This window comes from Arenimonas sp. (assembly GCF_047602345.1).
Classification (GTDB): Bacteria; Pseudomonadota; Gammaproteobacteria; order Xanthomonadales; family Xanthomonadaceae; genus Arenimonas.
The window spans coordinates 830062-844045 of the sequence record NZ_JASGHN010000006.1 but is presented as its reverse complement, the minus strand read 5'-3'; the positions used below and the strand labels follow the sequence as shown (position 1 = coordinate 844045).

Genomic DNA, 13984 nt, shown 5'->3' with positions numbered 1-13984 from the left:
ACCACGTTATCGCCGCAGGTTGACCAGCCCTCGCCAGACCCGCGCCAGAGCGTCGCGGGCGCCGCTGATCAGCGCATTGAGCCAGCGTACCGGGAGGCGCGATTCGTACTCGCGCAGTTCCTCGTCGCGATATTTCAGCCGGTTCAGGGCCAGTCGATGGCAGGCGACCAGTCGCGCATTGGCTGCGTCGATGTCATGCGCATCGGGAGCTTCGTCGGGCAGGTCTTCCAGGTGCTCGTGCCGGGCGATCCAGCGCGCCGTGGTGTGGGTGTCGATGAAGCGGATTTCGCGCGGCCAGCGCGGGCGGCCCGGGTAGCGCGGTATCCAGCCGCGCTCGAGCGCGTGCCGCATGCCCGGTTCGAGCGGCGCGTCGAGATAGGCGCCAGCGAAGTTGTATCCCTTGATGCGCGGGCCGTGGCGACGATAGGGCGTCCGCCACAAGGGGCCGTAAATGCGTTCCAGCATCATCGCCGGTTCGGCGGGCGCGAAGAATTCCCGGTCCCGGATGCGAACCTTGCAGCGGTTCTCCACGAACCAGTACGGAAAGCTCATCTTGGCGTTGAAGTAGGCGCCTTCTTCGACGTTGAATCGGCGAAGGATGCCATCGGAGAACAGCGTCTGGATGAAGAAGTCGCCGTGGAAGCGTTGCTGCTCGTCCGCCACTTTGATGATGCGCCGTTCTATTTCGTGCGGAGAGGGGGTGCCGTCCCTGAAGGATGTCATCGGCCGGGCGACCGGATATTCGAGAACCAGCGCGCGGCGGGCGAAGAGGTCGCGCGCAGCCAGGATCTTTTCGACGTCGCTGTCGATGATCTCGATGTCCCAGTCGGTGTCGTTGGCGAGAAGATCGCCGTGGCGTACCGCACCGAGCAGGGTGCCGCCGGACAACACGTACTCGATGCCGAGGGATTCCAATATCTCGTGCACCGCGCACAGCGAGGCGAACAGATCGTCCGTGGGGCAAGGGACGTAGTCGGCGAAGGTGGACTTCGCCCTGCCGCCATGGTCTTTCGTCCGGTCCATGCGCCTGGGTCCCGATATCCGGTCAGCGGTCGGCGGGTCGTTCGGCGAGCAACGCGACGAAACGAGTATTCGGCCAGCGGTTGAAATGCTCGGGATAGATATCGTCTTGGCGCAATACCTTCAGCCCGGTCGATTCGATCAGGCGCATTTCGTGCGCTGGCGTCCGGTATTCCGAGTAATAGCTGCTCTGCAGTTCCTGAGAGAGGCCGTCGACGACCACGTCCTCTGTGCGCCCCATCTGGTTCTTCACCACGAGCTTGCCGCCGGGTTTCACCCAACGGGCGATCTTGCGATATAGCCCAGCCGCTTCCTCGGCGTTGAAATAGTTCATGACGCCGAAGAGAATGACGATATCGAAAACAGCGTCGGTTTCGAAACCGAGCAGGTCGGCATTGACGATCTGGACGTGCGCAGCCGGCGTGATGAACTTCGAGAACGCCGGATACAGTTCGACCGCCACGATCTGCCCGAAGTCGTCCATGATCCGGTTGAGCAGCAAGCCCGTGCCGGCGCCGAGTTCCAGCAGGCTCGCCGAAGGATCGGCGAACTCCTTCATGTAGGCGACGTCGAACTCGGTCGAATCCGGCGCCTTGTTGCGCGTTGCGTCCGCCGATTCGATGCGTCCCGCCAAGGCGTCGTAGTAGGAGCGGATCTTCTCATTGCTCACCGATGTAGCTCCTGAAGTTCTCCTGCGCCCGATGATAGTCGGCCACGGTGTCGATATCGAACGCGCGCACGTGCAGCGCCGGAATCGGCAGCCGGTCGATCAGGCCTTCGAAGACGTTGCCGCGCACGTTGGCGACTTTCCTGCTGATCAGTCGTGCCGGGCCCGACCATTCGTAGGGCGTCCGGTGCTCACGCGTGAACCCGACGACGCCATCCGTTCGCTCGTCGACCTGCGCGAACACGGCTTCTTCGGTCACGGCCTCCGAAACGCCAAGGTACTCGCCCTTGTGCTGCAGGCACGATGCCAGGCTCTCGTGATGCACGACCAGATCGCCGTCCCAGGCGATGACGTATTCATTCGCGTAACGCGACCCCAGATACAGGCTCTGGCCGGTGCCGGTGGAGAAATAATCGTGGTTGAAGACGAACACCGCATCGTTGCGCACGGCCCTGACGGCCTGGATGACGTCCCTGGCCTGGAAACCCACGACCACGCGGATATCCTCGACGTCCCGGAAGCCATCCAGCTGCCACTGCACGAACGGCCGCTGCTCGAAATTGATGAGCGCCTTGGTCGAATTCAGTCCGAGCCGCGACCCGAGGCCCGCGCAGCTGAGCACCAGGGTGTTGCTGCCCGGTTCTGGTTCCGTCGTTCTCAATTGTTCGAGCAGGCGCAGCAGGGCGGATTCGTCGAACACGGCGAAATCGGCGACGTCGAGCACGGAGCGCGCGGGCCAATGCACGAGCCCGGTGGCGACGGCGACGTCGGCCTGCCGCATCGCTTCGGCATCGTTGTTGCCGTCGCCGATGAAGACGACCGTCTCACCCTGCGACTGCCAGTGCCTGACGATGTCTTCCTTCCTGAGGATGGACGTGAGCTTGGTCACGCGATCGTCCACGATCGTGGCTTCCGAGCAGCAGACCTGGCAATCGATCCTGCGACACAGCCCTTCGATCCACGGACGGAGGTTGCCGGTAGCGATGATGCAATCCGCCGAATTGCGCCGGATGAATTCGATGACCCCCGCGAACAGTTCCACATCGGCGAGCAGCCGGTTCATTTCCGAGACGGGATACTGTCCGAGGATGCCGACCCGGCGGATGAAGCTCTCGATGAAGGGCACGTTGCCCCGGATGGTCTCTTCCGTCAGCGCATCGATCCTGTCCTGGATGCCGAAGCGGGCGGCCATGATCGGAAGCGTTTCGTGCCGGCTGATGGTTCCGTCAAGATCGAAGATGAACTTCATTGTTAGGGTCCTGGCCCCGATGCCATGCCGGCAAGTATACCGGCCGGCGCATGCGCCGCGACCCGGGCGGGCGCGATGCCGCATGCCGAAGCCAAGCAACAGGTTGCGCGACGCCAAGTCGAATGCGTGCCGCTACCAGTCGCAGAGTTCTTCGTAGCGTTCCAGCGGATAGATGGACTGGGAGCCATTGGCAATCAGCATTCCGGTTCCGGCGGCCGGGGGGGGCGCGATGCGCGATTGCATCTCGCCGACCAGCGCCGGCGTAACGCAAGAGCGGCGCAGCAAGCGCACTTTCCAGCCAGGAAACGGCCGTGAGGCGGTGGAATAGGCGGGGTTGGGCACGCGCCAATCCGCGCCGTAGTAGGCCGACAGGAAAGCTTCGGGTTTGGCTGGTACCGTTACTTCCACATCGCGCATGCGCGCCTTGCCGGCCGGTAGGAAATCCGTTCTCGCGCAATCCAGGTTGGCGCGCGGATGGATCCACAGGCTCTCGCGCTCGCGCCACACGGCATGCACGTCCAGGTGACAGGCAGGCGCCATGCCCGGTAGGCGCAAGCGGAACAAGCGCCCTTCGCGGTTGAGCGTCACCACGAATCCGGCCCGCACCAGTTTCACCACGAAGGCCATGCCTTCGCTGCGCACCTCTTTCGACGTGGCGGCGTCGGACCAGTAGCCGACATCGAAGTCGTCGTCGCCCGGGATGAAATCGCCGCCGCGATGCTGGCCCAACAGCGTTCCGTACAGCACGAATAGGGGCGTGCCGAGTTCGGCTTCGAAAAAACGACTGGCGGCCTGGTATATCTGCAGGAAGCCACGCTGCAACTCGGCGACGCCGGGCTTGTCCTTGAGCAAGAAGCCCTTTTTGTCCAGTTTTACGTTGAGGTCGCCAACTCCAGCGGCATTCTGGCCGTGCGGGATGTCGAGCAGCGTCTCTTCGCATCCGCGGAACAGCAGCGCTCCGCCATCGGACAGGTGCAGAGAGAGTCGGGCCGACGACGGCAACGCGGCGAGCGCGTCGCGCTGGATATGTACGACCAGCAGATACAGGCCCCGGACCACTCGGCTGGCCGAGGTCTGTCGTATGGACCGGCCATCGACCAATACATCGATCTGTCTTCCTTTCACCCCGGGGCGCAGGAAGCCGTCGATGCGCAGGCCGCGATGGGTGACATGCACTTCGTAATAGCCCGCAGCGGCGTGGCGCGGCGTGTCGGTCCTGCTCGTCGGATCGGGCATCGCGCTCACGTGGAACAGCGGGTCCTGCACGCGTGGCCGCCCTTGCCGGAACCGGTTTCGCTCCGCGATGAACTGCCAGCCCTGGCGCACCAGGAACGTTCCCCGACTCGACGAGCGATCGGCGCTACGGATCGCCCGTTCGTATGCTCCGGATGCGAGGCTCCTGAATCCCAGTTTCTCGAAAGCGGCGCCGCCCAGATGGAGCAGGCTCGCCGGCGTGAGGCCCGCCTGAAGCAGGTAGTGCGCGGCACTCTTGAGTGCGCTGAGCATGGCCTCGAGCGGCAGGGGCAAGGGCCACCCTTCGCGCGCGGCGCGCGGAGCGATGCTGCTGTCGTTCATGCGCGGCGACCGCTCATAACGACAACACCTGCTGGCAATATTCGAGCGATGTTTCCTTGTGCGCGATGACGACGATCGTCTTGCTGCCTGAGAGGTTGCGGATGGCTTCGTTGAGCGCTTCTTCCGTCTGCCCGTCCAGCGCGCTGGTAGCCTCGTCGAAGAACAGGACAGGCGGGTCGCGATAGAGGGCACGGGCGATGCCGACGCGCTGGCGCTGGCCACCCGACAGGCGGATGCCGCGATCGCCGACGATGGTGTCGTACCCGTTCTGGAGTTCGGCGGCGACGAAGTCGTGGATCTGCGCCGCTCGCGCCGCTCGCTCTACCGCTTGCATGTCGATGTTCTGGCGCGGCACGCCGAAGGCGATGTTCTCGGCCACGCTGGCGTCCGCCAGGTAGATGTGTTGCGGAACATAGCCGATGGCGCGTTGCCATCCGGCGATGTTGCTTGCCGTGATGGGGACGCCGTCGACGGTCAGGCGTCCGGCTTGCGGTCGCAGCAGCCCTAGCAGCAGGTCCATCAACGTGCTCTTGCCTGCGCCGCTCTTGCCGGCGATCCCGATGCTGGCATTGGCGGGGATATGCAGATCGAAGTCGTCGAGTACCGGTTTGTCGGGTGTCGATGGATAGGCGTAGCGGATATTTTCCAGCCTGATTTCGCGCTGCGGCGCCAGGGGCGCGGCGGCAGGGGGAGAGCTCTCCTCGGGAAGGTTCAGGTCGCGCTGTAGGCTCTGAAGCGATGCCGAGGAAAACTTCAGTTTGGCGAAGCCGCGGTAGATGATCTGCGCCGCCGGCAGCATGCGGAACGCCGCGAAGCCGTACAGGCCCAGTGCAGGCAGGACATGGCCGACATCGTTCGAGCGCAGCAACAACAACAGGGCCACGGTGATCAGCATGCTGTAGCCGATCGCCTCCACCAGGTACAACGGCGACTGGCTCAACGTTTCGCTGGTCGCCATGTGGCGAGAATACAAGCGCGAGGCACGGTCGAACTTGCCGCGGTAGGCATCGGCCGAATGCGTGATCTGTACGTCCTTGATGCCGCCCAGGGCCTCGTTGCAGGCCTGGTAACGCTGGCCGTTGGCGACCTGTCGCTCACGCCCGATCCGAGCCAGGCGTTTGCGCACGAGGGTGTAGATTCCGCCATACAGTACGACCAGTACCGCGACGATGCAGGTCGCCGTCAGCGGATCGTAGTAGAAGATCAGGATCGCCATGGCCAGCACCACGGCTCCCTGGGCCAGCATCTGCGATACCGGCTTGATCAGGTTGACCAGCAGCTGGTCAACCTCGGACAGGACGTTCTTGCCCAGCAGCGAGGGGTTGCGCGTCAGGAAGAACTCGTAGGGCTGGTGCAGGTAGCGCGACAGCAGTCGCGCGCTGATCGAATGCCGTTGCAGATACACGAAACGGTTGATCAGGTGCAGTGTGATGGTCTTGAACGCGGACGAAGCGACGACCACGGCGATCGAAGCCAGGCCCAGGGCGATGGTGAAGCCGCGGTCATCCGCGAAGGCGAATCGCTGGTAAAGCGATTGCAGCATCGCGTTCTCGTGGATCACCGCCGGCCGTCCGAGTACGGACAGGAAGGGCATGATCGACAATACGCCCAGCGTTTCGGCGCCGGCCATCAGGATCACGAGGACCATCATCCATAGCGTCTTGCGTCGCTCGATAGGCGTGAAGACGGCCCAGATGTTTTTCAGGTCGGCGATCATCGGGGGGCTGTCTCGCGCACGGGTTGCGTTCGGTCGGTCAATCTGCCGATGTTGCCATGGACTCGCGCAGCACCGCCTCGGTATCGGGTGCGAAGATGAAGTTGTCGGCGCGGCCAGGCGTGTTCATCTGCGGCAACAGCGCCAGCACCTGCGCCGGCGTGGCGAAACGCCGCACGTGCTCATCCAGTCCGAGTCCGGCGAGCATGCCGGCTATCCGCGAAAGAACCTCCCGGCGCGCGGGATCCGTCGCCAGCGCATCGACGTGGCGACGCAGCAATGCCGGCAGCGTGAAGCTGCAGGCGAGTCCATGCGGTACACCGTGGTGCAGGGTCAGGGGATAGGAAATGGAATGGGCAAGCGCCGTGCGCGTGTGACTGATCGCCTGGCCCGCCATCATGCTCGCCTGCTGCATGCCGGCGCGCGCTCGCAGGTCATGGCCGTCGGCTAGTACCGTGGGCAAGGCATCGGCCGCGATGCGCAGCGCGCCCAGGGCGAGGGCTTCGCTGACTGGCGTTGCGTGGCGGTTCCACAAGGATTCGAGCGCGTGCGAAATCGTGTCCAGCGCAGGGTACAGGGTGTCGTCGTGTCCCAGGCTCAGCGTCAGCTCCGGGTCAAGCACACAGGCCGACGGGAACACCGTGTCGCCGGCGACGGAAAACTTGCGGTGCGTGCGCTGATCCCAGACCGTGGCGAAAGGCGTCACTTCCGAACCGGTGCCGGCGGTCGTCGGTACGGCAACCAGTGATATTCGACCGCTCCACGTCGCTTGTGCGCCTTCGCGGAAAACGCGATGCAGGGGATGCGCCTCTTGCGCGTCGAGGATGGCTGCGATGGCCTTGCCCGCGTCGATGGCGCTGCCGCCTCCGATGGCGAGCACCGCGACGGGCGAAGACGCACGATGGCGTTCGGCGGCGCGCTCGAGATCGTCGAGTTCCGGGTTGGGCGTTACCGAATCGTGCACGACCAAATGGCGTTCGCCCGGTCGCTCCACGAGAGCGGCTACGCGTCCCGTGATGCCGCGGCGCGTGAAACCTGCCGTCGTCACCAGCAGAATCGCGCCTCGCTCGGGCAACAATGCCGGGAGCTCCCCGAGAGCACCCGGCCCGGCGACCACACGTACCGGGTTGTAGTGTTGCCAACGGGCAAAGTCCGGACTCATCGGGCTGCTCGCATGAAGGCGAGCTTGTTCTCCTCGGGCGTGCTGGTGGGCCGGCCCAGGTCGTCGCGCGAGCCGACCGAGATGTCGATTTCGAGCAGCGCCGGACCGGGCAGGGCGCGCAGGCGCGTCCATGCGTCGGCGACGCCCGCCTCGTCGGCGGCCCGCAGATAGGAGGAGTAACCGCAGGCGCGCGCGATGGCCTCGAAATCCATGCGCCCGGCGACCGTGGGCTGCCCGCCCACCGATTCGTGCGCGGCGTTGTTGAGCAGCACATGCACCAGGTTCTTCGGCTTGAGATCGCCGATGATGGCCATCGCGCCGAGGTGCATCAGGGCCGAACCATCGCCGTCCAGGCAGACGACGCGTCGTTCCGGATTGCCCAGTGCGACGCCGAGCGCGATCGACGAGGTATGTCCCATCCCGCCGACAGTGAGGAAATCGCGTTGCGCGCCGTTGGCGCGAGCGCGCAGTTCGAACACTTCGCGCGAGGTCTTGCCGGTGGTCGAAACCACCAAGTCGTCGCCGGCGAGATCGAGCAGTTGGCGCAGGGCCTGTTCCCGACCGAGACTCGAACGCTTCTCGGCCTTGCGGCCGCCCTTGTAGTTCGCGAAGGCATCCTTGCGCACCAGAAGGGCGACCGGAGCATTGCTTTCCACCATTTTCGAGAGAGCGGCGTCGAGTGTGGGCGTCACATCGCTGTCGGCATGGAGGATCCAGTAGGGGACTTCGAGCAGGTCGAGTTGCTCGCGCGAAATGCGGCCTTGCTTCACATGCTGCGGCTCGTCGTGAACGCCGGGTTCGCCACGCCAGCCGATGATCAACAGCATCGGGACTCGGTAGACCTCCGGGTCGGCCAGGGATGTCAGCGGATTGACCGCGTTGCCCAGACCCGAATTCTGCATATAGACCGCAGCGTAACGGCCGGTGGCGAGGTGAAAGCCGAGCGCCATCGCCACGGCGTTCCCTTCGTTGGCTGCGATGACGTGGCCGACCGAGCCGCCATGGTCGTCGACATAAGCGCAAAAGCTCTTCAGCAGCGAGTCGGGAACGCCGGTGAAGAAGCCGATCCCTCTGGAAACCAGGGCTTCGAACAGTTGTTGCGGCGCGATCATTTGGTGCCCGGGATGAGTTCGAGGATGTCCTTGATCGGCAGCATGCGCGCATCGCATTCGGCCGATCGGCCGTGTTCGAGGATGGAGCGCGCCGTATCGAGCATGGCCGGGTAGGCGCTGCGCAGCAACTGGTTGGCGTAGATGACGATGTTGATGCCGTTGCTCATCAGCTCTTCTTCCGTCACCTGGTTGTAGCTCGACGGTACCGCCACCAGCGTCTTGCGATTCTCGAAGGTATTGTAGGTCCGGCAGAACTCGAAAATCTCGGCCGGCGACTTGTCCCTACCGTGGATCATGATGCCATCAGCCCCGGCCGCCAGGTAGGCGCGAGCGCGTTCGAGCGCATCGGCGACGCCCTTGCCGAGGATCAGGCTCTCGATGCGCGCGATGATCATGAAGTCGTCGGTGGCTTGCGCATGTTTGCCTTCGCGGATCTTGTGGCAGAAGTTTTCGATGCTGTCCTGCGTCTGCGGCACATCCGTGCCCAGCAGGGAGTTCTTCTTCAGGCCGGTCTTGTCCTCGATGATCACGGCCGACACGCCTAGTCGCTCTAGGTTGCGCACGGTGAAGACGAAATGCTCCGTCTGGCCGCCGGTGTCGCCGTCGAAAATCACCGGCTTGGTGGTGACTTCCAGCACCTCGCTCAACGAGCTGATGCGCGCGGACATGTCGACCGCCTCGATGTCGGGCTTGCCGCGCGCCGTCGAGTCGGTAAGGCTGCTGCCCCACATGCCGTCGAACTCGCGCTTGCCTTGCGGCGTATCCATCGACGTGTTCTCGATGATCAGCGCGCTCAGCGGATTGTGGATGTCCAGGAAGCGAATCAGCGGCTTGACGCGCAGCATTCGGCGCAACGACTTCAGGCGAAGGTTGGGCGTCGTGCCGACCTCCTTCAGGGCCGCATGCAGCGCAGTCGAAGAGATGTCTTTCGTGTACGGGACTTCGACCAGCTCGCCGCCCCATTGCGCCAGGGTGTCGATCACGCGTTGCCGCGTCTTGCTTTGCACGCCAGTGCGCCAGTCGTCGCCATGAACGACGATGTCGGGTTTGAGCTCGACTAGGTTGGGAACGTAGTCCAGCGTCGTCTGCGGTACCACGCGGCTGACCCAGCGCAACGATTCGATGATCTCGCGGCGCTGCTCGAATTCCATCATCGGGACGCGCTTGTAGCTGGCGATGGCCTCGTCGGTCAGCAGGCCGACGACGACTTCGCCATGGCGGGCGGCTTCGCGAAGGATATTGAGGTGCCCGGGGTGCACCAGGTCGGCACTCATGCCGACGTAAACGATTTTGCTCATGGGGGTCCTGAGTCGATTCTGGTGCCGGCACCCTGGCGCCTCTGCGGCGGGCGTGGGGTCCGGCTCATGCCTACCCTTGTTGTATCCGAGGCGTTCCGGCGCCGCAAGACTTGTGTGGGCTGCCAGGCTTTGGAAGGCGAATGGACGCCTGGCGCAAGAAGGCGAGGCTCAGTGGCCGGGCGCCGTCTTCAGCCGCGCCTTTTCAAGCCGGCGCTCCATGGCGTCGGCACGGGTGCGGGCCGATCCGAAACGCCCGGACTCCCGCAGGACGGCGATCTGGGCACGTGCCTCGTCGTATTTCCCAAAGGCGATCAGGACGCGGATCAGGTTTTCGCGATACTGCAGGTTCCGCGGCGCCCGCGCGCTGACTTCGCGCGCGATGTTCTCGGCGAGAGGCCGATCGCCCAGCACGTTCAACGCGTAGTTTCCGTAGACATTCAGTACTTCGAGATCGTCGCGACGGCTGAGGGCCGCAGCGAAGACCGTGAGCATCCTGCCGGGAGGGAAATGGCATCGCCGGGATATCGCGCATTCGTTCAGGGAGGCGAGGGCGCCGCGTTCCTGCGGGCCGATCGGTCGGGTCGCGAGCTTGGACGTCAGCTCATCCCACCATTCGTCCTTCAAGGGCGAGCCCGTCTGGGCGGCGAACAGCAGCAGCCCCTGGACCGGCAGCACATTGCTGTTGGGCGCACGCCGCGCGCGTTCCAGCGCGGCGAACGCTTCCTGGCCGATCGCCGAGTGCTTGTCGCCCTTCGAGAGGGCGACAAGCAATTGCGCCAGCGCGTAGGTCGCTCGCGGCGAATCGGGGTGCTTGCTCGCTTCCGTCTGGGCGAAGGACAAGGGGTCGCGCCATTCGCGCGCGCGCAAGTGCGTCAGACCGGCGTGCATGACCACCGTCACCAGCAGCACGGCCGCGCCGAGTTGCTTCCGCGTTTGGTCGCGTGGCGCCAGCAGCAGGAGATCGACCAAGGCGATCGCGACGCCCAGCGAAGCGAAGTAGTTCCGGTGCTCGAACACCAGTTCGAGCGGAATGAACGTTGCCGTCAGGGCTTGTGCGGCGAAGAACCAGGCGATGCCAAGGCATAGAAGCGGTCGCCGCGATCGCAGCGCGATGGCCAAGGCGATCAGGGACGGAACCAGCACCAGCCCGAGCAGGGTCGACGGTGGCGAGAGCAAGCCGCGCGAGACTGGGTAGTCGTCGTGATAGAGGCCAAGTTCGGACAAGGGCGGGAAGATCGTCCAGCGCAGGTAGTCGATCAGCACGCGTGGTTGGGTCAGCAACCTTTCGCCCAGGTCGAAATCCCGGCGCGCATAGGCGTTCTCCGACATCGCCTTCGGCAGCAGCCAGGCGACAGCGGCGATCGCCGGCAGCAGCAGGACGATGGCGTAGAGCCAGTGCAGTCGCCGATCGCGCCTGCCGGCAGGACCGCGAAAACCGAAGACGAAAACTTCAAGCAGGAACGAATACAACGGCAGCAGCACCGCCGATTCCTTGCACATCACGCCCAGCACGCCGCCGAACGCGAGCCCGCACACGGCCAGGCCGAGGCCCGGCATGCCCTGCATCTGCCGGTGCCGGCCCAGCACGTAGATCCACAGGCCGGCGAAGACGAAGGTATGGCTGAGGCTCTCCATGCGCTGGACGATGAACAACACGCCCATCAGGTTTATCGGGAAGAAGGCCCACAACGCGGCCATCGCCATGGCGGCCCATGTGTCGCGCCGTTCGTCGCCGCCCATCGTGCGGAGGATCGCGCGGCATAGTCCGAAGACCAGGACCGCGTTCAATGCATGGATCGCGATGTTGGCGAATTTCATCGGTGCCGGCGCCAATCCGGTGAAGTAGTGCTGGATGGCGAAGCTCAGCATGGCGAGCGGCCGCTGCAATCGGCCGGCGTTGGACGAGAACATCGCGGCCAACCAGTCGGGCCCGTCCAGATCCTTCACGTGCAGGAACTTGTTGAGCACGATGTTCGGGTAGTCGTCGAAGGCAAAGCCGCCGCCGAGGCCGGGCCAATACACGGCGAAGACGCCGACGACGATCGCCAACAGGCCGAACAGGCTCGCCTTCGATGTTCCCGTGCTTGTCATGTTCGACGGTTGGTTTTCACGGCGGGGTGGCGGGTGCATCATCGTTCGGCACGGCGTCGTTTCCGCGATCGCCACCCTCGACGGGTCGAGATGCAATCTCTTCCTGTAGTTTCCTGCGCAGTTCGCCCATCTCGTGCGGCCAGAAGCCTTGCCATTGCATTACCTTGGCATGCAGGCGCGCCATGCCGAAGCGTGGCCGCGACTGCCGGTGGCCGATCGTTTCGTATTCGTCCAGCAGGGCGAGCGCCTGCGCGTAATGCCCGTGAGCGGCGAGGAAGGCGACCATGCGCGCCGCGAAGTCCGGATTCGGCTGCGATCGCAAGGCCTTGCGATAGTGCTGCAGCGCCAGGTCCGGATCGCCGCGATGCACGGCCAGTTCGCCGAGCAGGGGTTCGAGTGTCTGGTCGATCTGGCCGATGCGCGCGATATGCGGGTTCGCGCGCGCCGCCGAGATCCAGCGTTCGACGGTGGACAGGTCCATGCCCGGGCAGGCGTTGCCGGCCGCCGCGCCGAGGCTGCGGCTCAACCAGCGGTGCGTGAGCAGGTCTTCGCCGTCGCTGCCGCGCAGGCTTCGCGCGACCGCCTCGGCTTCCTGCGTCGTAATGCCACCCATCGCACAGCGGGCATTGACGTAGTTGAAGGCGAGCTGCAGCTCGTAGGGGCGGGCTTGCCACAACGGAAGCAGGATGCGCGCGGCAAGCTCGGGTTGCTTTTGCCCCATCAGCGCCAGCGCCGCGTTGGCCTGGGCCCGCGGCGAGTCGGGATTGCGAGCCGCCCACAGCTGGGCCAGTCGATCCGGTTGCCCCCAGAGACTGGCGCGCTGCCAGGTCGTGAACGACAGGAGCGCGAGCAGGCCGATGGCAAGGGCCGCGCGCCAGGCGACCGGTCTTTGCCAACCTACGATGACGTGCGCCAGCGGCCAGAACAGCAGCATGGCCGGGAGATAGTTGCGGTGCTCGAAGTACAGCTCGAGCGGCACGACCGTGGATTCCAGCACGTGGCCGGCGAAGAAGAACAGGATCGCGGCGGAAAACCGCGGCATTCGCGAGCGCCAATGCCATGCCGCCGCCATCAATCCCAGCACGAGCATCAGACTGGGAAGCGTGGTCGCCGGTTGCCACCATCCGGTCGAGACCAGGTACTCGTCGTTGAACAAGCCGGTCGAGATCGAACGCGGGACGAACAGCAGGCCGAGATATTCGCAAAGCACGCGCGGCTCGGTGAGCAGTCGTTCTCCGATGGTCCATGCGCGATGGGCCAGGTCCTTGTCGAGGCGGAAAAGGAAGCGCGACAGGTAGGCCGCTACGGCCAGCGCGGGCAAGACCAGCAGGACGAACTCGTGGCGGCGCAGGGCGCTGCGTGCAGGTGCGGATAGTTCGGCATCATTGCGCCGAAGCGTCGTGGTCGCGAGGGTGGCGGCGAGCAAAGGCAGCAGGATGCCGTTGGCCTTGCAGAGCAGCGCGCAGAACGTGCCGGCTCCGATGCCCAGCCACATCGCCGCGATCCCGCGCGTCCCCGCGCTTTCGGCATAGCGCCGCCGTCCGTCGACGTAGACGATCAGGCCCAGCAGGGAAAAAGTCGCCGGCAAGATCGCTTCGCGTTGGACGATGTACAGCGTGGTCGAGACCAGCAGCGGATGCAGCAGCCAGAACGCGGCGGCCAGCAAGGCCACCCATCTGCCCGCGTCGTCGCGGCCGCTTAGCTGGTTTTCGAGACGACGCAACAACAGATAGAGCAGGCCGCCATTGAGCAGGTGCAGGATCAGATTCGTGCGCAGGAACGGATAGGGATCGGCCGGCCAGTCGCGGGCATCGATGAGGAAACTCAGCAGGGCGAGCGGTCGCCCGGTCGGATCGGCCGTCCCGGAGGTGAGGTAGCGAAGGAAGGAGGGCCAGTCGTCGATCGCGCCGCGCTTTCCGAGGGCGTCGAGATTGACGAAGTCGTCGAACAGGAATCCTCCGCTCAGCCCCGGCAGATAGCTGGCCCAGGCAAGCAACAGGATCGCCGCCAGGCCTGCGAGGGGCAGGAAATCGAGTTTGCGCGCGGGAATGGCGGTCATCCGTAGAAACAGGAAGGGCCGCACAAGCGGCCCTTCC

The 13984-nt window shown here is 64.8% G+C and carries 10 protein-coding genes; all 10 read right to left on the bottom strand.

Annotation, left to right across the window (positions count from 1 at the left end; translation table 11 throughout):
* Positions 1-6 precede the first annotated feature (6 nt).
* Entirely contained in the window at positions 7-1023 is a 1017-nt protein-coding gene (locus tag QM707_RS08450; protein WP_415001411.1) for a LicD family protein, read from the bottom strand.
* Positions 1024-1045: 22 nt separating this feature from the next.
* Positions 1046-1690 carry a class I SAM-dependent methyltransferase gene (locus QM707_RS08445; RefSeq protein ID WP_415001410.1) on the bottom strand — a complete coding sequence of 215 codons (645 nt, stop codon included), beginning with the start codon at positions 1688-1690 and terminating at the stop codon, positions 1046-1048.
* Positions 1680-2936, bottom strand: a complete 1257-nt coding sequence (locus QM707_RS08440; protein ID WP_415001409.1) for an HAD-IB family phosphatase — start codon at positions 2934-2936, stop codon at positions 1680-1682. The genes QM707_RS08445 and QM707_RS08440 overlap by 11 nt, the downstream gene beginning before the upstream one ends.
* Before the next feature lie 132 nt (positions 2937-3068).
* On the bottom strand, positions 3069-4511 hold the full coding sequence (locus QM707_RS08435) for a hypothetical protein (RefSeq protein WP_415001408.1): 1443 nt from the start codon (positions 4509-4511) through the stop codon (positions 3069-3071).
* A gap of 13 nt (positions 4512-4524) precedes the next feature.
* Positions 4525-6228 (bottom strand): ABC transporter ATP-binding protein, encoded by a 1704-nt coding sequence (locus QM707_RS08430; protein ID WP_415001407.1) that lies wholly within the window; start codon positions 6226-6228, stop codon positions 4525-4527.
* Between the two features lie 37 nt (positions 6229-6265).
* Positions 6266-7387: a phosphonoacetaldehyde reductase gene (locus QM707_RS08425; RefSeq protein WP_415001406.1), complete on the bottom strand. Its 1122-nt coding sequence runs from the start codon at positions 7385-7387 to the stop codon at positions 6266-6268.
* On the bottom strand, positions 7384-8499 hold the full coding sequence (aepY, locus tag QM707_RS08420; RefSeq protein WP_415001405.1) for a phosphonopyruvate decarboxylase: 1116 nt from the start codon (positions 8497-8499) through the stop codon (positions 7384-7386). The genes QM707_RS08425 and aepY overlap by 4 nt, the downstream gene beginning before the upstream one ends.
* Positions 8496-9797, bottom strand: a complete 1302-nt coding sequence (gene aepX, locus QM707_RS08415) for a phosphoenolpyruvate mutase (RefSeq protein WP_415001404.1) — start codon at positions 9795-9797, stop codon at positions 8496-8498. Before aepX ends, aepY begins: the two co-directional genes overlap by 4 nt.
* Positions 9798-9965: 168 nt before the next feature.
* Positions 9966-11888: a hypothetical protein gene (locus QM707_RS08410; protein ID WP_415001403.1), complete on the bottom strand. Its 1923-nt coding sequence runs from the start codon at positions 11886-11888 to the stop codon at positions 9966-9968.
* 16 nt (positions 11889-11904) lie between these two features.
* Positions 11905-13947, bottom strand: a complete 2043-nt coding sequence (locus QM707_RS08405; RefSeq protein ID WP_415001402.1) for a tetratricopeptide repeat protein — start codon at positions 13945-13947, stop codon at positions 11905-11907.
* Positions 13948-13984: the final 37 nt, after the last annotated feature.

What these genes read in the sequence shown, in the direction of transcription:
- QM707_RS08450 (WP_415001411.1), bottom strand. Translation starts at nt 1,023, where the DNA reads ATGGACCGGACGAAAGACCATGGCGGCAGGGCGAAGTCCACCTTCGCC.
- QM707_RS08440 (WP_415001409.1), bottom strand. Translation starts at nt 2,936, where the DNA reads ATGAAGTTCATCTTCGATCTTGACGGAACCATCAGCCGGCACGAAACG.
- QM707_RS08435 (WP_415001408.1), bottom strand. Translation starts at nt 4,511, where the DNA reads ATGAACGACAGCAGCATCGCTCCGCGCGCCGCGCGCGAAGGGTGGCCC.
- QM707_RS08430 (WP_415001407.1), bottom strand. Translation starts at nt 6,228, where the DNA reads ATGATCGCCGACCTGAAAAACATCTGGGCCGTCTTCACGCCTATCGAG.
- QM707_RS08425 (WP_415001406.1), bottom strand. Translation starts at nt 7,387, where the DNA reads ATGAGTCCGGACTTTGCCCGTTGGCAACACTACAACCCGGTACGTGTG.
- aepY (WP_415001405.1), bottom strand. Translation starts at nt 8,499, where the DNA reads ATGATCGCGCCGCAACAACTGTTCGAAGCCCTGGTTTCCAGAGGGATC.
- aepX (WP_415001404.1), bottom strand. Translation starts at nt 9,797, where the DNA reads ATGAGCAAAATCGTTTACGTCGGCATGAGTGCCGACCTGGTGCACCCC.
- QM707_RS08410 (WP_415001403.1), bottom strand. Translation starts at nt 11,888, where the DNA reads ATGACAAGCACGGGAACATCGAAGGCGAGCCTGTTCGGCCTGTTGGCG.
- QM707_RS08405 (WP_415001402.1), bottom strand. Translation starts at nt 13,947, where the DNA reads ATGACCGCCATTCCCGCGCGCAAACTCGATTTCCTGCCCCTCGCAGGC.